This is a genomic window from Streptomyces sp. CC208A, assembly GCF_030010625.1.
Classification (GTDB): Bacteria; Actinomycetota; Actinomycetes; order Streptomycetales; family Streptomycetaceae; genus Streptomyces.
Map to the genome: position 1 here is coordinate 83,249 of NZ_JASCXN010000020.1, position 18,554 is coordinate 101,802.

Sequence of the window (18,554 nt, forward strand, 5' to 3'; positions counted from 1 at the left end):
GGTGAACGGCCCCGGATCATGGGCAACCTCGGAACTGTCTCCCTGGGCCAATCCGGCGGGCGCCGCGTCCCGCCGACCCGTGTGTGCTTCGATACCCCGATGAAGATCGAGAACACGCCTGTCGCCGTCCGGCGGCGGACCGAGGACGACCTGGGCGCCTGCGTGCGTCTGCTGCGGGAGGTCCACGAGCACGACGGCTATCCGGTGAGCTGGCCCGAGCGGCCGGCCTCGTGGATCACGCCGCCGACGTTCCTCGGCGCGTGGGTGGCGGAGCTGGACGGACGGGTCGTCGGGCACGCGGGGCTGGCCGGGCCCAGGCCGGGCGACGGGGCGCCGGTCCAGTGGAGCCTGCGTACGGGGGCGGGCGTCGAGGCGACCGCCATGGTCAACCGGCTGTACGTGTCCCCCTCGGCCCGGGGCCACGGCATCGGCGCGCTGCTGCTCGCGAAGGCCGTCGAGGCGGCCCGGGAGCACGGGCTGCACCCGGTGCTCGACGTGGCGGCCCACGACGCGGCGGCGACGGCGCTGTACGAGCGGCTGGGCTGGGAGCTGCTGGCCACGGTGGGCCAGGAGTGGGGTCCGCACGGCCTGGTGGCCGTGCGGACCTATGCCGCGCCTTCGGGCGTCAGTCCTCGTCCGGCTCCAGCCGCAGCGAGATCGAGTTGATGCAGTACCGCTGGTCCGTCGGGGTCGGGTAGCCCTCGCCCTCGAAGACGTGGCCCAGGTGGGAGCCGCAGCGGGCGCAGCGGACCTCGGTGCGGATCATGCCGTGGGAGGTGTCGGCGACCAGTTCGACGGCCTCGCTGTCCTTCGGGTCGTAGAAGGACGGCCAGCCGCAGTGCGACTCGAACTTCTCGTTCGACGTGAAGAGCTCGGCCCCGCAGGCGCGGCAGGAGTAGACGCCCTTCGTCCTGGTGTCGGTGTACTCACCGCGGAAGGCGGGCTCGGTGCCGGCCAGGCGGAGCACCTGGTACTCCGAGGGGGTCAGCTGGGCCTGCCACTCCTCGTCCGACTTCTCGACCTCGTACGCCATGGTTCGTCCACTCCCTCAGTTCGTCAGGCGGGCGAGGATCTCCGGACCGAGGTCCGTGACGTCGCCCGCGCCCATGGTGAGAACGAGATCGCCGGGGGCGGCCATTCCCGCGATGACCTCGGGGACCGTGTCCTTGTCGTGGACGGCGGTGACGTCGGCGCCGGCCGCGCGGGCGGCGTCGAGGATGAGTGCGCTGGTGACGCCGGGGATCGGGTCCTCGCGGGCCGGGTAGATGTCGAGGACGACGGAGGCGTCGGCGAGGGCCAGCGCCTCGCCCATCTCCCGGCCCAGCTCCTGGGTGCGGGAGAAGAGGTGGGGCTGGAAGACGACGAGGAGGCGGGAGGCCCCGGCGGCGCCGCGCATGGCCTCCAGGTCGGCGGTCATCTCGGTGGGGTGGTGCGCGTACGAGTCGATGACCTGGACGCCCTTCGCCTCGCCCTTGAGCTGGAGGCGGCGGCCGACGCCGGTGTAGGCGGTGAGGGCCTGGGCGAGGGCGGCGGGGTCGATGCCGACGCGGGCGCCGGCGGCGAGCGCGGCGGCGGCGTTGTGGGCGTAGTGGCGGCCGGGGACGGAGACGGTGAAGGTGTGCTCGGTGCCGTCGAGGACGACGGTGACCTCGCTCGTCATGCCGTTCGGGACGATCTTGAGGATGCGGGCGTCGGAGTCCTCGGACTCGCCGACCGTGACGATCTCCAGGCCCTCGCGGTCCGCGACCCGGCGGGCCAGCTCGCGGGCGCCGGCGTGCTCGCCGACGACGAGGGTGCCGCCGGGGCGGATCTTGGCGGTGAAGGCCTCGAAGGACTCGAAGATCTCGTCCATGGAGGCGTAGTTCGCGTGGTGGTCGAGCTCGACGTTGAGGACGATCGCGACCTCGGGGTCGTACTTCTGGAAGCTGCGGTCGCTCTCGTCGGCCTCGGCGACGAAGACCTGGCCGTCGCCGTGGCGGGCGTTGGTGCCGGGGCCCGCGAGGTCGCCGCCGATGGCGTACGAGGGGTCGAGGCCGAGCTCGGTGAGGGCGACGGCCAGCATGGAGGTGGTCGTCGTCTTGCCGTGCGTGCCGGCGACGGCGATCGCGCGCAGGCCGTCCATGAGGGAGGCGAGCGCGTCGGAGCGGTGCACGACCGGGATGCCGAGCTCTGCGGCGCGGGCCAGCTCGGGGTTGTCGGCGCGGATGGCGCTGGAGACGACGACGGCGGAGGCGTCGTCGGCGAGGTGCTCGGCGGCGTGGCCGATGTGCACGGTGACGCCGTGGGCGCGGAGGGCCTCGGCGGTCGGGGAGTCCTTGGCGTCGCTGCCGGCGACCTTGGCGCCGCGCTGGGCGAGGATCTTCGCGATGCCCGACATTCCGGCACCGCCGATGCCGATGAAGTGCGGCCGTTCCATGGCGGCAGGGATGGCGGGTGCCATGCGGTTCTCTCCCCGGGTGAGCGTGTGCTGATGTGACGCCCCCAGCGTAGTGGCTGCGGGCGGGCGGGCCGGGGACACGAGCGCGCCGCGCCCCCGGTCCGCGGGTGGTCACTCGCTGTGCGCGAAGAGCTTCAGGACCGGTACGCCGACCTTGTGGCGGGCGCGGGAGGCCCAGTCGCGGTGGAAGAACTCCTCCACGTAGTGGGGGGCGGTGAGGACGATGACCTCGTCGGCCTCCGCCTCCTCGACGACGGCCTTCATCTTGTCCAGGGGGTGGTCCTCGACCACCTGTCCGACCGCTTCGCAGCCGGCGTCTCTCAGGGCCTGGAGGGACTGCTCCAGAGCGAGCTCGGCCGGCCGGCGGGCCTCTCTGCCCTCCGGTTCGCCGCCCTCGCGGGCCGCTTCCTTGAGTTCGCCCAGGGCGACGTCGTCGATGGCGCGCAGCAGTACATCGGCCTGGTCACCGCGCGGCTGCATCAGCACGATGAAGGACACGCCCTCGTCGCCGTGCAGGGTGGTGACGAATTCCACGTCCACGGACGTCAGGGGCTTCTCGATCATCAGAACGCTTGTGAACACCTCAGGAGCCCTTCTGCGGAAACCATCCTTCCCCGTGATCACACGGGGACTGCGACTGTGATTGTGCCCAGCCGACGCTAAGCGGAACGACAAATTCCGCCGATTGTCAGATCCGACGGTAGCGGCTGAAGAGGAAGCCGTCCTGCTCCAGCAGAGAAGCCAGCCCAAAGCGTGTCGGAAGCGCGAGCGAAGGGCCGTGGGCGATCCGCTGGGCCTCACCCGCCGTCATCGTCGGGGAGAGCGTCAGGCACAGCTCGTCGAGCACCCCGGCGGCGGTGAACTGGCCGAGCAGCCGGGGTCCGCCCTCGGTGAGCTGGCGGCGCAGGCCGCGCTCGGCCAGCAGGGCGACCGCGCGGGCCGGGTCCACGGCGGCCCCGTCGCCGGCGAGGAGGACCTCGACGCCGGCGTCCCGGGTGGCGGCGATCCGCTCGGCGGGGGCGCCGGCGCCGGTGAGCACCAGGGTCGGAACCAGCGGGGAGGTGAAGAGGGGGAGGGAGAGGTCCAGGTCGAGGGAGGCGGTGACGATCGCGATGGCCGGGGCGGGGCCCTGCCCGGCGGCGGCCCGGCGCTCCGCGAAGACCTCCCGGGCGCGGGCGGGCCGGTACCCCTCCAGACGGACCGTTTCCGCGCCGACGACGACCACGTCCGCGAGGGCGCGGAGGGTGCCGAAGATCCGCATGTCGGTGTCGGAGGAGAGCGGCTGCGAGCGGCCCTCGTGCTGCCCGGCCCCGTCGAGCGAGGAGACCATGTTGGCCCGCAGCCAGACCTCGGCGTCCTCGGGGTAGGCGTAGGCGTCGGCCAGCTCGTCGAGGGACCACTCCCGGTCCCCGCCGTCGACACCCCCCACCGCGGTGACCTGGGTCTTCGAGGCTGTCATGTCCGTCACAGGGAAGAGCTGTCGCATTCTCGCAGTCTGACACGGCGCTTACAGTGGGGAACTGTGTCGACCCGTGCCCTGAACGAAGCCGCCTCCGCAGCGGCGGCCCCGCTCTCGCTGTGCTCGCGCGAGCCCCACGTCCCCGCCGACCGGCTGGTCGCGGAGATGGTCCCGCCGCCGCGCTTCGACTCGGTGCGCTTCGACACCTACCTCCCCGACCCGAACCAGCCCAGCCAGTACGAGGCCGTCAAGGCGCTCTCCGGCTTCGCCGAGTCCCTGGGCGGGGCCCACGCGAGCGGCGGCGGGAAGCGCCGCTGGTTCTCCCGCAAGGCCGCCGCCCCGGCCGGCCCGCGCGGGGTCTACCTGGACGGCGGCTACGGCGTCGGCAAGACCCACCTCCTCGCCTCCCTGTGGCACGCCACGCCCGCCGAGCCCGCGCTCAAGGCCTTCGGGACCTTCGTGGAGCTGACCAATCTGGTCGGCGCGCTCGGTTTCCAGCAGACCGTGCGGACGCTGAGCGGGCACCGCCTCCTGTGCATCGACGAGTTCGAGCTGGACGACCCGGGCGACACCGTGCTCGTCTCCAGCCTGCTCGCCAAGCTGGTCGAGGCGGGCGTCGCGCTCGCCGCGACCTCGAACACGCTGCCGGGCAAGCTCGGTGAGGGCCGCTTCGCCGCCGCCGACTTCCTCCGCGAGATCCAGGGCCTCTCGGCGCACTTCCGGCCGCTGCGGATCGACGGCGAGGACTACCGCCACCGGGGCCTGCCCGAGGCCCCCGCGCCCCACTCCGACCGGGTCGTCACGGAGACCGCGTACCGCGTGTCGGGTGCATCGCTGGACGACTTCCCGCACCTGCTCGACCACCTGGCCAAGGTCCACCCGAGCCGGTACGGCGCCCTCACCGACGACCTGACGGCGGTCTGCCTGACCGACGTGGGCCCGGTCCCGGACCAGTCGACCGCGCTGCGGCTCGTCGTCCTCGCCGACCGCCTCTACGACCGCGAGATACCCGTCCTCGCCTCCGGACTCCCGTTCGACAAGCTGTTCAGTGAAGAGATGCTGAACGGCGGCTACCGCAAGAAGTACTTCCGCGCCATCTCCCGGCTCACCGCCCTGGCGCGCGACGCGAAGGGGCTCGTGGCGCAGTAGGTTGGGGCCCTCACCGATAGGAAGGGATCCATCATGGCCTCCGTCCGTCACGCCCACACCGTCTGGCAGGGCAACCTCTTCAAGGGCTCCGGCGTCGTCACCTTCGACTCCTCCGGTCTCGGTTCGTACGACGTCTCCTGGCCGGCCCGTACCGAGGAGCCGAACGGCAAAACCAGCCCCGAGGAGCTGATCGCCGCCGCGCAGTCCTCCTGCTACTCGATGGCCTTCTCGAACGTCCTGGACAAGGCGGGCACCCCGCCCACCCGCCTGGAGACCAGGACGGACGTCACCTTCCAGCCGGGCGAGGGCATCACCAGCGTCCACATCACCGTGCGCGGCGAGGTCCCCGGCATGGACGCCGAGCAGTTCCAGGCCGCCGCCGAGGAGGGCAAGAAGAACTGCCCGGTCAGCCAGGCGCTCGCCGGCACGACGATCACCCTGACGGCCGAGCTCATCTGACGCACCGTCACCGAGGTGGCCTTTCCGACCCGCCGTCAGGACAGGGGCGGGATTGCGCCGTTCGAGGCCCCATGGACCCGCGTCGCGGCATCACGCACACCCGTGCGTGGTACACACAGCGGGTCCACACCTGTCTCCGGCGGGAAGGCCGTCCCATGCCCGTGACACGACGTCAGCTCCTGGCCCGGACCGGCGCGTCCGTCGCCGGGATCGCCTTCACCGGCGCCCTGGCCGAGCTCTTCGCGGGCGGCCCGGCCGCCGCCGAGCCGCGCGGCGGCTACGGCCCGCTCCTCCCCGACCCCGACGGTCTGCTCGACCTCCCCGCCGGCTTCTCCTACCGGGTCCTCTCCCGCGAGGGCGAGCCGCTGCGCTCCGGCGAGGGCCCGGTCCCCAGCCACTGCGACGGCATGGGCGCCTTCGCCGGACCGAGCGGTGGAGTCCGTCTCGTCCGCAACCACGAGAACCGCCCCGGGGCCCGCCACGCCGTCCCCCTCGTCCCCGGCCTCGTCTACGACCGGGGCGGCAGGGGCGGCTGCACGGTCCTCGGCCTCGACGCCGACGGCACGGTGTACGACGGCGCGGCCGGGGAACGCGTCGGCATCGCCGGCACCGCCGTCAACTGCGCGGGCGGCCCCACCCCCTGGGGCACCTGGCTGACCTGCGAGGAGACCGAGGACAGGGCCGGGACGAAGGGGTACGAGAAGGACCACGGCTTCGTCTTCGAGGTGGACCCGGCCGACCCGCACCGCACCGGGGCCGTCCCGCTCACCGCCCTGGGCCGCTTCGCCCACGAGGCCGTCGCCGTGGACCCGTACAGCGGGATCGTGTACGAGACGGAGGACGCCTTCGACCACCCCTTCGGCCTCTTCTACCGCTTCCTGCCCGAGCGGCCGCTCGGCGGCACCGGCGCGCTGCGCGCGGGCGGCACCCTGGAGGCGCTGCGCGTGCCCGGCGTCCCCGACCTGTCGGTGGTCCAGGAGGCAGGGACGGTCTTCGAGGGTGTCGAGTGGGTGCCGGTACCGGACCCGCAGGCGGCCGGGACGCCGATCCGCTTCCAGGACTTCGGGCGCGGCGGGATCACCCACGCGCAGAAACTGGAGGGCTGCTACTGGGGCGGGCGCTGCGTCTACTTCGTCTCCTCCTTCGCGCGGGCCTCCGACGGCTCCGGGGCCACCCACTTCGGGCAGGTGTGGAAGTACGATCCGCGCGGCCGGCGGCTCGCCCTCGCCGTCGTCTTCGGCCCGGACACCGACGTCCAACTGCCCGGCGAGTCCCCCGACAACATCTGCCTTGCGCCCTCCGGCGGCCTGATGGTCTGCGAGGACGGCGCCGGGGCGCAGCACGTCTTCGGGGTGAGCCGGAAGGGCGAGGTGTACGCGGTCGCCCGGGGACGACAGGCGTTGACATCAGCCGCTACCGCGGCGGGCGGGACCCCGGAAGCCCCCGAGTGGGGCGAGTTCGCGGGTGTCACCTTCTCCCCCGACGGCTCCACGATGTACGTGAACTGCTACACCCCCGGCACCACCTTCGCCGTCACCGGCCCCTGGCGCTGACCGGTGACGAAGAAACACGGCGGCGAGCGGGCCGCGTCCCTCGTCGAGGCGCTGCGGCTCCCGCCGGGCGAGCCCGTCGACCTCTCCGCGTACGACCCCCGGGCCACCCCCGGCGGCCCGGACGGTCCGGCCGACAAGACGGCCGGGACCACCGCCACCGCCGCCCTCGGCCCCCGGCTCGCCTCGCTCCAGGAGCGGCTCTACGCGGCGAGCACGGCGGGCGACCGACGACGGCTGCTGCTGGTCCTCCAGGGCATGGACACCAGCGGCAAGGGCGGCACGGTCAAGCACGTCATCGGCCACTTCAACCCCTCCGGCTGCCGGATCCGCGCCTTCAAGGCGCCCACCCCCGAGGAGCGGGAGCACCCCTTCCTGTGGCGGATCACCCGGGCGCTGCCGGAGCCGGGCGAGATCGGCATCTTCGACCGCTCGCACTACGAGGACGTGCTCGTCGCCCGGGTCCGCGAGCTGGCACCGGCCGAGGAGGTGGAGCGGCGCTACGCCGAGATCGACCGCTTCGAACGCACGCTCGCCGAGGACGGGGTGACCCTCGTGAAGGTCTTCCTGCACCTGTCGTACGCGGAGCAGCGCAGCCGCCTCCTGGAGCGCCTGGACAACCCGGAGAAGCACTGGAAGTTCGACCCCGGCGACATCGAGGAGCGCACCCGCTGGGGTGCCTACCAGAAGGCGTACGAGCTCGCCCTGGAGCGCTGCTCGACGCCCGCCGCACCGTGGTTCCTGGTCCCGGCGGACCGCAAGTGGTACCGGAACTGGGCCGTCAGCAGGCTGCTCCTGGAACACCTGGAGGCGCTGGACCCGCAGTACCCGCCGGCCGACTTCGACGTGGCGGAGTACCGGCGCCGGCTGCTCGCGACATGAGGGCCGACGCCTGACGGGTGACGGCCCCGCCGTGCCCCGGGGTGCGACGGCGGACCTCCGGTTCTGATCGGATAACTTCCGTGCGTGACCATTCCTGTACGAAAAATGGCGGCGCTCGGTCTTCTGGGCGCCGCTCTCGTCGGCTGCGCCGGGGGCGCCGACACCGCGTCCCCGGCAGCCCCCAAGGCCCCGGCGACCTCTCCCCCCGGGACGGCGCCCACGGCCTCGGCGACCGCCGCCCCCGGCGCGAAGCCCGCCCCCGCCGCACCGCCCACGATGGCGCCCGGCCCCCAGGGCCGTACCCCCGTCTACGAGCGGCGGACCGGCCGTGACACCGAGAAGGTCGTCGCGCTCACCTTCGACGCCGACATGACCGCCGACCAGGGCCCCCGGGCGGCGCGCGGCGAGCGCTTCGACAACCCGGAGCTCATCGCGACCCTGCGCCGCCTGAAGGTGGACGCGACGATCTTCATGACCGGCCGCTGGGCGGAGGAGTACCCCGACCAGGTCCGGTCGATCGGCGGCGACCCCCGCTTCGAGATCGCCAACCACTCCTACAGCCACTACGCCTTCGCCGAGCCCTGCTACGGCCTGCCGACGGTGGCCGAGCCGGACATGGCCTCCGACGTCCGGCGCGCCTTCGACTCCTTCCGCGACGCCGGGGCCGTCAACGTCGTCCCGTACTTCCGCTTCCCCGGCGGCTGTTACGACGACGCCGCCCTGCACGCCCTCGCCCCGGCCCGCGTCACCGCCGTGCAGTGGGACGTGGTCGGCGGCGACGCCTTCGCGAAGGACCCCGACGCGGTCGCGGAGCAGGTGCTCTCCGGGGTACGCCCCGGCTCCCTGGTCGTCCTCCACTGCACCCGCTCCGCCGCCCCCGCCACCGAACGGGCGATCCGCCGGATCGTCCCCGAGCTCCGGGCCCGCGGCTACCGCTTCGTGAAGGTGTCCGAGCTGATGCGGGAGGGCTGACCCCCGCGCCCCGGCCACGGGATCCGCCGGCTCGGGGTGGTGGCAGACTTGCCGGGTGAGCAGTGACGACACCGATCCCCGCGGCGCCGATCCCCGCGACGAGAAGCCGCAGTACGTCCTCCCCCTGGTGGTCCGCATCGAGCGGGACGCGCCGCCGGCCCGTACCGACGCCCTGGAGACCGCGGCCCGGGCCGTGCTCCGGCTCCTGACCGACGAACGGGCGGTCGGGGAGGGCGAGTGGGCGGCGGCCGTGGCCGGCTGGGAGGACGCCCGCATCCGCAAGGTGGTGCGGCGGGCGCGCGGTGCGGAGTGGCGGCGCGCCGAGACGCTGCCCGGGATCACCGTGCGCGGCGAGGAGGCGGAGGTACGGGTCTTCCCGCCGGTGCCTCTGGACGGGTGGCCCAAGGAGCTCGCCAAGCTCCAGGTGTCGGGCACCGAGCTCGACGACCCGGTCCCTGCCGGGGCCGTGCCCGACGGGGCGGCGGTGCTGTGGATGAACCCGGGGCTCCCCATGTCGGCGGGCAAGGCGATGGCCCAGGCCGGGCACGGTGCGCAGCTGCTGTGGTGGGCGCTGGACGAGCCGGCCCGCGCGGCCTGGCGGGAGGCCGGTTTCCCGCTCGCCGTCCGGACCGCGCCGGAGGCCGGGTGGGCCGCGCTCGCCGCGAGCGGTCTTCCGGTGGTGCGTGACGCCGGGTTCACGGAGATCGCCCCCGGCAGCGCCACGGTGGTGTCGGCGTTCCCGACGGGCGTGAACCTCGGGTCGTGAACCTCAAATGAAGCTCTGAACCTTCCTCCTGCGAGGTTCGGCCGTTGCCCCCGGGGTCATCACGTGGGTGACTGAGGACCGAAGGGGGAGGACATGACGGAACTCGGCATCGGCATCGGCTGGCGGCCCGAGATCGCGGACGCGGTCGAGGAACTGCCCGGGGTCGACTGGGTGGAGGTCGTCGCGGAGAACGTGTGCGCCGACCACCTGCCCGACTCGCTGGCCCGGCTGCGGGCGCGGGGCGTCACGGTCGTGCCGCACGGGGTGTCGCTCGGGCTCGGCGGCGCGGAGCGGCCGGACCCGGAGCGGCTTGCCGCGCTGGCGGCGAAGGCGGAGGCGCTGGGGGCGCCGCTCGTCACGGAGCACCTCGCGTTCGTCCGGGCCGGCGGGCCGCTGACGGCGACCCCGCGCCTGGAGGCCGGGCACCTGCTGCCGGTCCCGCGCACCCGGGACGCCCTCGACGTGCTCTGCGAGAACGTGCGCATCGCGCAGGAGGCGCTGCCGGTGCCGCTGGCCCTGGAGAACATCGCCGCGCTGTTCTCCTGGCCGGGCGAGGAGCTGACGGAGGGGCGGTTCCTCGCGGAGCTGGTGGAGCGCACGGGGGTACGGCTCCTCGTCGACGTCGCCAACCTGTACACCAACCACCGCAACCGGGGCGAGGACCCGGCGCGGGCGCTCGCCGAACTGCCGCTGGAGGCCCTCGCGTACGTGCACGTGGCGGGCGGGATCGAGCGGGACGGCGTCTGGCACGACAGCCACGCGCACCCGGTGCCGGAGCCGGTCCTGGAGATCCTGGCCGACCTGGCCGGGCGGATCGACCCGCCCGGCGTGCTCCTCGAACGGGACGACCGCTTCCCTGCCGCGACCGAGCTCGCCGCCGAACTCACCGCCATCCGCACGACGGTGGCCGCCGCCCGCCCGGCCCGGACGCCCGTCCGGCCGACCCGGCGGCACGGTCTCGGCGCCGCCGCCCTGCGCGCAGGGCGCGCCCTCACGGGCGACGCGCCGCCGCTCATCGGCGCGGGCGCCCGCGTCTCGGGCGGCCCGATGCCGGCGGTCCGCCCGAACCCGGTCCCGGCCCCGGCGGCCGTGAAGGACGTACGGCCCTCCGGCGGCGGCGAGCGCGGAACCCTCCCGGAGGGGGTACGGCAGCGGGCCGGCCTCGCGCAGGCCGCCCTGCTGTCGGCGCTGGTGGCGGGGACGCCCGCGCCGGAGGGGTTCGACGTGCGGCGGCTCAAGGTGCAGAGCCGGGCGCTCGCGGCCAAGCGGGCCTCGGTGGTGGCGCGGATCGCGCCGGAGCTGCCGGAGATCCTCGGCGAGGACTTCCGGCCCGCGTTCCTCGCCTACGCGCGGACCCGGCCCATGCCCGGGAGCTACCGGCGGGACGCGCTCGACTTCGTGGAGGGGCTGCTGCTCGCCGGGCGGCCCGAGCGGCGGGAGCTGACCCGCTGGTGGCAGGACCGGTCGGACAGCCGTCCGCCCGGCATCGCGGGCCGCGTCGTGCGGGCCGCCCGACACGTGTTCCTGGGACGGTGACCGGCATGGACATCCTGCTCGTGGTCCTCCACCTCGCCGGCGCCGCCGCCGTCGTACGGCTCGTCGTGCTCGCCTCCGGCGGGCGGGGCGGTCCCGGCGGTCCCGTCCATGACGTGTACGAGGCCGCGTTCCTCGGCGGCGGTCCCGGGAGGGTCGCCGACACGGCGCTCGCCACGATGGCCGTGGACGGCCGGCTGACGATCGGCGGCCCCGGCGTGGTCGCGGTCAACCGCCGGACCGCGCACGACCCGGTGGAGCGGGCCGTGCTCGACACCCACGCGGCCGCCCCGCACGGTGCCCTGCACCACCTGCGGCTCGGCGTGATGACCCACCCGGCGGTCCAGGAGATCGGCGACGGCCTCGCCATCCGCGGGCTCGTGGCCGAGCCGGCCCGCCGCCGGGCCCTGCGGCGCTGGTGCGCCCTCGTCGGCGCGTCGGCCTTCGTGCTGCTGCCGGTGGCGATCGTGATCACCGTCGTCCAGTGGAGCTCCGCGTGGGACGCGTGGGAGGAGCCGGGGCTTCCGTTCTTCGTGAAGGTGCTGCCGCTGGTCATCGGCTGCGTCACCGCCTCGGTCCTCTGCCGCGTCAGAGCCGCGCACCGGCTGAGCGCGGCGGGAACGGCCGCGCTGGCCGCGTACCGGCGGGAGCACGAGCGCCGGGACGACACCGGCACCGTGGTGGCCCTCCGCGGGATCCGGGCGCTGCCCGACCGCGAGCTGTGGGAGCGGCTGCGGGACGCGGCGCGGTTCCAGGGAGCGGGGAGCCCGGGGCACCGGAGCCGTACCCGGTCGTCCTCGCGCCACTCCTCCGACACGAGCGCGGCCGCGGCCGTGGTGGTGTGGTGTGCGGGAGAGGCGGTGGGCGGCGGGGACGGCTGGGGCTCGGACTCCGGCTCGGGGTCCGGTTCGTCCTGCGGGTCGAGCGGTTCGTCCTGCGCGTCCTCGTCGTGCGGTTCGTCGTCGTCCTCGTGCGGGTCCTCGTCCTCGTCGTCGTCCTCGTGCGGCTCGTCCTGCGGGTCCAGCGGCTGAGCCGTTCGGGTGGCGGGGCCGCCGGTCCTGCCGTACAACTCGATCATGGTCTGGATACCGCTGTTCCTGGTCGCCTGCGTCGTGACCGCCGTCGCCTGCGCCCGGCTCTGCCGGGCCGCGATCGCCGCCGGCGGGCACGGCGCCGGGGCGGGCGGGGACGGCGGACTCACCCTGGGCGAGGCCGCGTTCCTGGCCGGCGGGCCGGGGCGGGTCACCGAGCTGACGCTGGTGTCGATGCACCGGGCCCGGCGGCTGTTCCTCGCGCACACCGGCTGGGCCACGGTCGTCGGCGCCTCCGACGGCGGGGACGAGCTGGAGCGGGCGGTGCTCGGCGCGATCGGTCCCGACGGGCAGGCGCCGGTGCCGCTGCTGCGCCCCGCGGTCGCCGCCGCCCCGTGCGTACGCCGGATCGAGGAGGGTCTGGTGGCGCGGGGGCTCGCGGTGAAGGGGGCGGACCGGCGGGAGGCCGCGGCCGGACTGCGGGCGGTGAAGGGGGCGTTCCTGCTGGCCCTGGCGCTGGGGGCGGTCGCGGTGCCGCTGGTGCCCGAGGGGGAACGCGCGCAGGCCCTCGCCGCGTTCGCCCTGCCGCTGACGGCCTCGGGGCTCTGCTGGGCGATGGGCTCGTCTCCGCGCGGCCGGTGGGCCTCGCACGCCGGTCGGCGGCTGCTCGCGGGGCTGTCGGCGGAGGATCCGCTCACCGCCCTGGCCACGCGCGGGCCGGCGGTGCTGGAACCGGAGCTGCGGGCCGCGCTGGGCCGGCCGACGACTCCGTAAGAGCTTTTCAGGAAGAAGGACAGGACGCCGGTGCGGCGCGCTCGCGCGCGCCGCACCCGGTGCCGGACCCGGTGTCGCTGGAGCGGCGGGCCATGGCGTGGCCACCGTCTGATCTTCCGGGTCGAGGGGCGAACGCCCCGGCGGGGTGCCGGGGCGCCACCAGGTCGTGGGGCCGTCAGGCCAGGCCCGCCACCAGGTCCGCGACGCTCTTGCGGCGGCCGGTGTAGAAGGGGATCTCCTCGCGGACGTGCATGCGGGCCTCGGAGCCGCGCAGGTGCCGCATCAGGTCGACGATGCGGTACAGCTCGTCGGCCTCGAAGGCGAGGATCCACTCGTAGTCGCCGAGCGAGAAGGAGGCGACGGTGTTGGCGCGGACGTCCGGGAAGCCGCGGGCCATCTTGCCGTGGTCGGCGAGCATCCGGCGGCGGTCCTCGTCCGGCAGCAGGTACCAGTCGTAGGAGCGGACGAAGGGGTAGACCGAGACGTAGTCGCGGGGGGTCTCGTCGGCGAGGAAGGCCGGGATGTGCGACTTGTTGAACTCGGCGGGGCGGTGCAGCGCCATGTTCGACCAGACCGGTTCCAGAGCGCGGCCCAGCTTGGTGCGGCGGAAGAGGTTGTACGCCTCCTGGAGCTGGTCGCTCGTCTCGGCGTGCCACCAGATCATGACGTCGGCGTCGGCGCGCAGACCGGAGAGGTCGTACGTGCCTCGGATGGTGATGTCCTTGGCGGCGAGCTGGTCGAACAGCTCCTGGACCTCGTCGGCGTAGCCGGCTCGGTCGGCGGGCAGGACGTCGCGCAGCTTGAACACGGACCACAGGGTGTAGCGGATGACCTCGTTGAGGTCCTTCGCCTTCTTACCGGCGTTCGGGATCTTTTCGGGCGCACTCATACGCCTATTCTCGCCCGTCACGAAGAGTGCCCCGCACCGGGGTGGGTCGTTTCCGACGTGGCGATGATCTCGTCGGCGATCCCGTCGGCCGCGCGGTGGGCGGACGCGACGCAGGCGGGGATGCCGACGCCGTCGTACGCGGCGCCCGCGAGGCGCAGCCCGGGCAGGGCGGCGACGGCCTCGCGGATCCGGGCGACCCGGGCGAGGTGGCCGACGGGGTACTGGGGGAGGCCGCCGGCCCAGCGGGTGACGGTGGTGGCGACGGGCCGGGCGGCGAGGCCGGTCGCGGCGGCGAGGTCCTTGAGGGAGGCGGCGACGAGGTCGGCGTCCTCGCGGTGGAGCTGGTGCTCCTCGCCGTGGCGGCCGACGGAGGTCCGCAGGACGAAGAGGTCGGGGGCGCCCTCGGCGACCCACCGCCACTTCTGCGAGGAGAAGGTGGACGCCTTGATGGTGTGGCCGTCGACGGGCGGGACGAGGAACCCGGAGCCGGGCAGCCCGGGCAGGTCGGCGCGGCGGAAGGCGAGGGTGACCAGGGCCATGGAGGCGTAGTCGATCCCGTCGAGCTCGGCGGCGGCCGCCGGGGCGTGGGCGGCGAGCAGCCCGGCCGTGACGGGGGCGGGGGTGGTGAGGACGACGGCGTCGGCGTCGAGGGTCCGGTCCCGGGTCACGACCTGCCAGGTGGCGGGGCCGGTGCGGAGCAGGGCGGTGGCCGGGGTGCCGGTGAGGACGGTGCCGCCGGCGGCGCGGACGGCGGCGGCGACGGCGACGGGGAGGGTGCCGACGCCGCCGGCGAGACCGGCGAAGACCGCTCCGCCGAGACCGGTGGCGGCGCCCGCCACGTCGGCGGGGGTGGCGGAGCCCGCGGCCTGGACGGCGCGGACGGCGGCGGTGAGGGTCGGATGGCGGCGGGCGGCCTCGAAGAGGGCGGGGACGGCGGCCTTCATCGAGATGCGGTAGGCGTCACCGGCGTAGACGCCGCCGAGGAGGGGTTCGACGAGCCGGTCGACGACCTCGTGGCCCATGCGGGCGGCGACGTACGCGCCGATGGCGGTGTCCTCGCCGAGCTCGGTGGGCGGCAGCTCCAGGTCCTGGCCGATCCGCCGCAGGGCCTCCTCGGAGAGCAGCCCGGCGACGTCCGCCGCGTCGCCGGGAACGCCCATGACGTGGCCCTTGGGCATGGGGACGAGGGTGCCGCGGGACCAGACGGAGGCGGTGCTGGTGGCGGGGGCCTGGAGCCGGTCGCCGAGGCCGACGGCCTCGGCGAGGGCGACGGCCTCGGGGCGGCGGGCGAGCAGGGACTCGGCACCGAGATCCACGGGGGCGCCGGCGATCTCCCCGGCGAGCAGCTTGCCGCCGAGCCGGCCGGTTCCCTCCAGGACGGTCACGCGCACGCCGGCGGCGAGCAGCCGGAGGGCGGTGGCGAGGCCGGTGATGCCGCCGCCGACGACGACGGCGTGCGGTCCGGCATGAGCTCCGGCGTGGGGTCCCGTGGTGTCCGCGTTCATGGGACCACTCTCTCAAATCGCCTCCACGCTCCCGTTCCGAGGCCGGACCGTGACCGCATCGCTACCCCGCGGCGCAAACCGCCGGCCGGTCCCGTACGTCCTAGGGACGTCGGTTTCCTACGGCCCTGGGGGGCACGGTGCGCACTGCGGACAGGACGGACGGACGACGGGCGGCGCGGGCGAGGAGAGCGGGGGCGGTCGCGGTGCTGCTCGCCGCCTCGCTGGCGCTGACGGCGGGGTGCGCGGGCGGCGGCACCACCAGCCAGGCCTCGGACGGCAAGGCCGCCGTGGCGGGGAGCGAGGCCGCACCCGACCGGCAGGACGGGGCGGGCGGCTCGGGAGACGCGGCGAAGGCCGCCGACACCGCGAAGCCGGGGGCGTCGAAGGCGCCGGCCGCGCAGCACCTGATCCGTACGGCCTCGCTCTCGGTGGAGGTCGACCGCGTGGCGGCCACCACCGACCGGGTGCGGGCGGTGGTGGCCGCCGCGGGCGGGCGTGTGGAGTCGGAGACGACCGAGCGCGTGGACGAGGAGTACGACCGGTCGACGATGGTCCTTCGGGTGCCGCAGGACCGCTACGACCGGGTCCTCGCCGACCTGGCCGGCACCGGGAAACTCCTTGACCGCACGGCGGAGGCGAAGGACGTCACCGACCAGGTGGTCGACGTGGAGAGCCGGATCGCCAGCCAGCGGGCGAGCGTGGCGCGGGTGCGGACGCTGATGGAGCGGGCGGAGCGGCTGGCCGACGTGGTGACCCTGGAGGGGGAGCTGAGCCGGCGGCAGGCGGACCTGGAGGCGCTCCTCGCCCAGCAGGCGTCCCTGAAGGACCGGACCTCGCTGGCGACGATCACGCTGAACCTGCACGAGAAGGAGCGGGCCGCCGTCGAGGAGAAGCCGGCCGAGGAGGGCCGTCCGGGCTTCCTGGACGCGCTGTCCGGCGGCTGGAACGCCCTGGTCTCCGTGGTGGCGTGGATGCTTGTGGTGCTCGCGGCGCTCGCGCCGTGGCTGGCGGTGGCGCTCGCGGGGTACGCGGTGTGGCGGTGGGTCCTGCGGCCGCGCCGCGCGGCCCGTGCCCGTACGGCCCCGGCCTCCGCGCCCGTCGCCGTACCCGTACCGGCTTCCGTACCCGCTCAGGGGGCACCGCGGACGAACGCGGCCGGACTTCCGTTGCCCGGCAAGGAGACCGACGGAGCGCCGGACGGGGAGACCCCGGCGCCGTAGCGTGGGCGCATGAGCGAACGACTGGTGGTCATCGGCGGCGACGCGGCGGGCATGTCCGCCGCGTCGCAGGCGCGCAGGCTCAAGGGGCGGCAGGAGCTGGAGATCGTCGCCTTCGAGCGCGGGCACTTCTCCTCGTACTCGGCCTGCGGCATCCCGTACTGGGTCGGCGGGGACGTGGCCTCGCGCGGGGAGCTGATCGCGCGCTCTCCCGAGGAGCACCGGGCCCGTGGCATCGGCCTGCGGACGCGGACCGAGGTGACGGAGATCGATGTCCCGGGGCAGCGGGTTCTGGCCAGGGACCTGGAGGCCGGTACGGAGACGTGGACGGGCTTCGACAAGCTGGTGATCGCGACGGGGGCGCGGCCGCGCCGGCCGGAGGTGCCGGGCATCGACGCTCCCCCAGAGGGGGCACCCCCAGGGGTGCACGGGGTGCAGACCCTCGACGACGGGCAGGCGCTGCTCGACTCGCTGGCCGGGACGGAGGGGCGGCGGGCGGTGGTCGTCGGCGCCGGGTACATCGGCGTGGAGATGGCCGAGGCGCTGCTGAACCGGGGCTACGCGGTGACGGTGCTCAACCGGGGCGAGCAGCCGATGGCGACGCTCGACCCGGACATGGGCCGGCTGGTGCACCGGGCGATGGACGGCCTCGGGATCCGTACGGTCGGCTCGGCGGCGGTGACGAAGATCCTCACCGGTGCCGGGGGCCGGGTGCGGGCGGTGGCGACGGACGCGGACGAGTACCCGGCGGACGTGGTGGTCCTCGGTACGGGCGTGGTGCCGGAGACCTCGCTGGCGCGGGCGGCGGGGCTGCCGCTGGGCGCGCACGGCGGGCTGCTCACCGACCCGGCGATGCGGGTGCGGGGGCAGGAGAACGTGTGGGCGGGCGGGGACTGCGTGGAGGTCCTGGATCTGGTGTCGGGCCGGGAGCGGTACGTGCCGCTGGGGACCCACGCCAACAAGCAGGGCCAGGTGATCGGCGCGAACGTGGGCGGCGACTACGCGACCTTCCCCGGGGTGGTGGGGACGGCGGTGTCGAAGGTGTGCGACCTGGAGATCGCCAGGACCGGGCTGCGGGAGAAGGACGCCCGGGAGGTGGGGCTGCGGTTCGTGACGGTGACGGTGGAGTCGACGAGCCGGGCGGGCTACTACCCGGGGGCGGCGCCGATGACGGTGAAGATGCTGGCCGAGCGGCGCACGGGCCGGCTGCTCGGGGTGCAGATCGTGGGCCGGGAGGGCGCGGCGAAGAGGGTGGACGTGGCGGCGGTGGCGCTGACGGCCCGGATGACGGTGGAGCAGGTCGCGGCCCTCGACCTGGGGTACGCGCCGCCGTTCTCGCCGGTGTGGGACCCGGTGCTGATCGCGGCGCGCAAGGCGGTGGCGGCTGTTCGGGCGGCGGGGTGACCCGGGCGGCGCAGCACCGTACGTGACGATTTACACCCTTCCTGTCACCGTGTGCAACTGGTCGCATGATCAGACACACGCTGCGCGCGCTCAGCGCCGCCACCCTCGTCATCGCCCCGATCGCCCTGACCGCGACGCCGGCCCACGCGGTGGCCTCGTGCCGGGTCAACGGCTTCCCCGCCACCGGCACGACCGTCGTCGGCACGCCGGGCGCCGACTACATCACCTGCGGCTCGCTCGCCGCGGGCGACGTGGTGCGCGGCGGGGGCGGTGACGACTACATCGTCGTCACCGGGACCGCCGCCGGGACCGCCCTGGGCGACACCGGCCGCGACCACATCCGGGTCAACGGATCCGTCGCGCCGGGCGGCGTGGTCGGCGGAGGCGACCAGAACGACTACCTCCGGGTCGACGCGAACGGCGGCACCGTGGACGGCGGCACCGGCCTCGACGTCCGCCGGGTGGACACCGGCATCCCGCCCGTCGACTGCGAGGCATGAGCCCCGGCTTCCGAACCCCGTCCCGCG

Annotated in this window: 19 protein-coding genes; 13 read left to right on the forward strand and 6 right to left on the reverse strand. The window is 74.7% G+C overall.

The features are described 5' to 3' along the window. Positions 1 to 99: 99 nt before the first annotated feature. Complete coding sequence (locus QK442_RS21775) at positions 100 to 666, forward strand: GNAT family N-acetyltransferase (protein ID WP_282695689.1); 567 nt, start codon at positions 100 to 102, stop codon at positions 664 to 666. Here the strand turns inward: QK442_RS21775 and msrB are convergent. The 4 genes from msrB to QK442_RS21795 all read right to left on the reverse strand — a co-directional run bounded on the left by msrB (position 626) and on the right by QK442_RS21795 (position 3,923). Continuing rightward, positions 626 to 1,033, reverse strand: a complete 408-nt coding sequence (gene msrB / locus QK442_RS21780) for a peptide-methionine (R)-S-oxide reductase MsrB (protein ID WP_282695690.1) — start codon at positions 1,031 to 1,033, stop codon at positions 626 to 628. The two genes, QK442_RS21775 and msrB, sit on opposite strands and share 41 nt — an antisense overlap. A gap of 15 nt (positions 1,034 to 1,048) precedes the next feature. Further along, the gene (murC, locus tag QK442_RS21785) at positions 1,049 to 2,440 is read right to left on the reverse strand and encodes a UDP-N-acetylmuramate--L-alanine ligase (protein ID WP_282695691.1); all 1,392 of its coding nucleotides are present in this window, start codon (positions 2,438 to 2,440) and stop codon (positions 1,049 to 1,051) included. Between the two features lie 108 nt (positions 2,441 to 2,548). Continuing rightward, positions 2,549 to 3,019: an indole-3-glycerol phosphate synthase gene (locus QK442_RS21790; protein ID WP_282695692.1), complete on the reverse strand. Its 471-nt coding sequence runs from the start codon at positions 3,017 to 3,019 to the stop codon at positions 2,549 to 2,551. A 106-nt stretch (positions 3,020 to 3,125) separates the two neighbouring features. After that, the gene (locus tag QK442_RS21795; protein WP_282695693.1) at positions 3,126 to 3,923 is read right to left on the reverse strand and encodes a pyrimidine reductase family protein; all 798 of its coding nucleotides are present in this window, start codon (positions 3,921 to 3,923) and stop codon (positions 3,126 to 3,128) included. Positions 3,924 to 3,959: 36 nt separating this feature from the next. Between QK442_RS21795 and zapE the strand changes: the two genes are divergently transcribed. From zapE to QK442_RS21840, 9 genes are all read left to right on the forward strand, one after another. Next, positions 3,960 to 5,045, forward strand: a complete 1,086-nt coding sequence (gene zapE, locus QK442_RS21800) for a cell division protein ZapE (protein WP_282695694.1) — start codon at positions 3,960 to 3,962, stop codon at positions 5,043 to 5,045. A gap of 33 nt (positions 5,046 to 5,078) precedes the next feature. Further along, positions 5,079 to 5,504: an OsmC family protein gene (locus QK442_RS21805; RefSeq protein WP_282695695.1), complete on the forward strand. Its 426-nt coding sequence runs from the start codon at positions 5,079 to 5,081 to the stop codon at positions 5,502 to 5,504. A 155-nt stretch (positions 5,505 to 5,659) separates the two neighbouring features. Continuing rightward, positions 5,660 to 7,057, forward strand: a complete 1,398-nt coding sequence (locus tag QK442_RS21810; RefSeq protein ID WP_282695696.1) for an alkaline phosphatase PhoX — start codon at positions 5,660 to 5,662, stop codon at positions 7,055 to 7,057. A 3-nt stretch (positions 7,058 to 7,060) separates the two neighbouring features. Beyond that, complete coding sequence (locus tag QK442_RS21815; RefSeq protein WP_282695697.1) at positions 7,061 to 7,936, forward strand: PPK2 family polyphosphate kinase; 876 nt, start codon at positions 7,061 to 7,063, stop codon at positions 7,934 to 7,936. Positions 7,937 to 8,041: 105 nt separating this feature from the next. Continuing rightward, positions 8,042 to 8,908 carry a polysaccharide deacetylase family protein gene (locus QK442_RS21820; protein WP_282695729.1) on the forward strand — a complete coding sequence of 289 codons (867 nt, stop codon included), beginning with the start codon at positions 8,042 to 8,044 and terminating at the stop codon, positions 8,906 to 8,908. Between the two features lie 55 nt (positions 8,909 to 8,963). Then, positions 8,964 to 9,674, forward strand: a complete 711-nt coding sequence (locus tag QK442_RS21825; RefSeq protein ID WP_282695698.1) for a peptidyl-tRNA hydrolase — start codon at positions 8,964 to 8,966, stop codon at positions 9,672 to 9,674. Positions 9,675 to 9,767: 93 nt separating this feature from the next. Then, positions 9,768 to 11,210, forward strand: a complete 1,443-nt coding sequence (locus tag QK442_RS21830; RefSeq protein ID WP_282695699.1) for a DUF692 domain-containing protein — start codon at positions 9,768 to 9,770, stop codon at positions 11,208 to 11,210. A gap of 5 nt (positions 11,211 to 11,215) precedes the next feature. After that, a complete protein-coding gene (locus QK442_RS21835) occupies positions 11,216 to 12,238 on the forward strand; it encodes a TIGR04222 domain-containing membrane protein (RefSeq protein WP_282695700.1) in 1,023 nt (340 codons plus the stop codon). 45 nt (positions 12,239 to 12,283) lie between these two features. After that, on the forward strand, positions 12,284 to 13,012 hold the full coding sequence (locus QK442_RS21840; protein ID WP_282695701.1) for a TIGR04222 domain-containing membrane protein: 729 nt from the start codon (positions 12,284 to 12,286) through the stop codon (positions 13,010 to 13,012). A 175-nt stretch (positions 13,013 to 13,187) separates the two neighbouring features. On the opposite strand, the gene hemQ is transcribed toward QK442_RS21840, so the two are convergent. Beyond that, positions 13,188 to 13,901 (reverse strand): hydrogen peroxide-dependent heme synthase, encoded by a 714-nt coding sequence (gene hemQ, locus QK442_RS21845; protein WP_282695702.1) that lies wholly within the window; start codon positions 13,899 to 13,901, stop codon positions 13,188 to 13,190. A gap of 17 nt (positions 13,902 to 13,918) precedes the next feature. Continuing rightward, positions 13,919 to 15,406 carry a protoporphyrinogen oxidase gene (gene hemG / locus QK442_RS21850; protein ID WP_282695703.1) on the reverse strand — a complete coding sequence of 496 codons (1,488 nt, stop codon included), beginning with the start codon at positions 15,404 to 15,406 and terminating at the stop codon, positions 13,919 to 13,921. Between the two features lie 137 nt (positions 15,407 to 15,543). On the opposite strand from hemG, the gene QK442_RS21855 reads away from it, so the two are divergent. The 3 genes from QK442_RS21855 (at position 15,544) to QK442_RS21865 (ending at position 18,527) form a co-directional block, all read left to right on the forward strand. After that, entirely contained in the window at positions 15,544 to 16,626 is a 1,083-nt protein-coding gene (locus QK442_RS21855) for a DUF4349 domain-containing protein (protein ID WP_282695704.1), read from the forward strand. Positions 16,627 to 16,635: 9 nt separating this feature from the next. Then, positions 16,636 to 18,027 (forward strand): FAD-dependent oxidoreductase, encoded by a 1,392-nt coding sequence (locus tag QK442_RS21860; RefSeq protein WP_282695705.1) that lies wholly within the window; start codon positions 16,636 to 16,638, stop codon positions 18,025 to 18,027. A 65-nt stretch (positions 18,028 to 18,092) separates the two neighbouring features. Beyond that, positions 18,093 to 18,527 (forward strand): hypothetical protein, encoded by a 435-nt coding sequence (locus QK442_RS21865; protein ID WP_282695706.1) that lies wholly within the window; start codon positions 18,093 to 18,095, stop codon positions 18,525 to 18,527. The last annotated feature ends 27 nt before the right edge of the window (positions 18,528 to 18,554 follow it).

Excerpts from the sequence above, each read along its gene's own strand:
- murC (WP_282695691.1), bottom strand. The coding sequence starts at position 2,440 with ATGGCACCCGCCATCCCTGCCGCCATGGAACGGCCGCACTTCATCGGC.
- QK442_RS21835 (WP_282695700.1), top strand. The coding sequence starts at position 11,216 with ATGGACATCCTGCTCGTGGTCCTCCACCTCGCCGGCGCCGCCGCCGTC.
- msrB (WP_282695690.1), bottom strand. The coding sequence starts at position 1,033 with ATGGCGTACGAGGTCGAGAAGTCGGACGAGGAGTGGCAGGCCCAGCTG.
- QK442_RS21840 (WP_282695701.1), top strand. The coding sequence starts at position 12,284 with ATGGTCTGGATACCGCTGTTCCTGGTCGCCTGCGTCGTGACCGCCGTC.
- QK442_RS21830 (WP_282695699.1), top strand. The coding sequence starts at position 9,768 with ATGACGGAACTCGGCATCGGCATCGGCTGGCGGCCCGAGATCGCGGAC.
- QK442_RS21860 (WP_282695705.1), top strand. The coding sequence starts at position 16,636 with ATGAGCGAACGACTGGTGGTCATCGGCGGCGACGCGGCGGGCATGTCC.
- QK442_RS21865 (WP_282695706.1), top strand. The coding sequence starts at position 18,093 with ATGATCAGACACACGCTGCGCGCGCTCAGCGCCGCCACCCTCGTCATC.
- QK442_RS21775 (WP_282695689.1), top strand. The coding sequence starts at position 100 with ATGAAGATCGAGAACACGCCTGTCGCCGTCCGGCGGCGGACCGAGGAC.
- hemG (WP_282695703.1), bottom strand. The coding sequence starts at position 15,406 with ATGAACGCGGACACCACGGGACCCCACGCCGGAGCTCATGCCGGACCG.
- QK442_RS21805 (WP_282695695.1), top strand. The coding sequence starts at position 5,079 with ATGGCCTCCGTCCGTCACGCCCACACCGTCTGGCAGGGCAACCTCTTC.
- hemQ (WP_282695702.1), bottom strand. The coding sequence starts at position 13,901 with ATGAGTGCGCCCGAAAAGATCCCGAACGCCGGTAAGAAGGCGAAGGAC.
- QK442_RS21820 (WP_282695729.1), top strand. The coding sequence starts at position 8,042 with ATGGCGGCGCTCGGTCTTCTGGGCGCCGCTCTCGTCGGCTGCGCCGGG.
- QK442_RS21795 (WP_282695693.1), bottom strand. The coding sequence starts at position 3,923 with ATGCGACAGCTCTTCCCTGTGACGGACATGACAGCCTCGAAGACCCAG.
- QK442_RS21810 (WP_282695696.1), top strand. The coding sequence starts at position 5,660 with ATGCCCGTGACACGACGTCAGCTCCTGGCCCGGACCGGCGCGTCCGTC.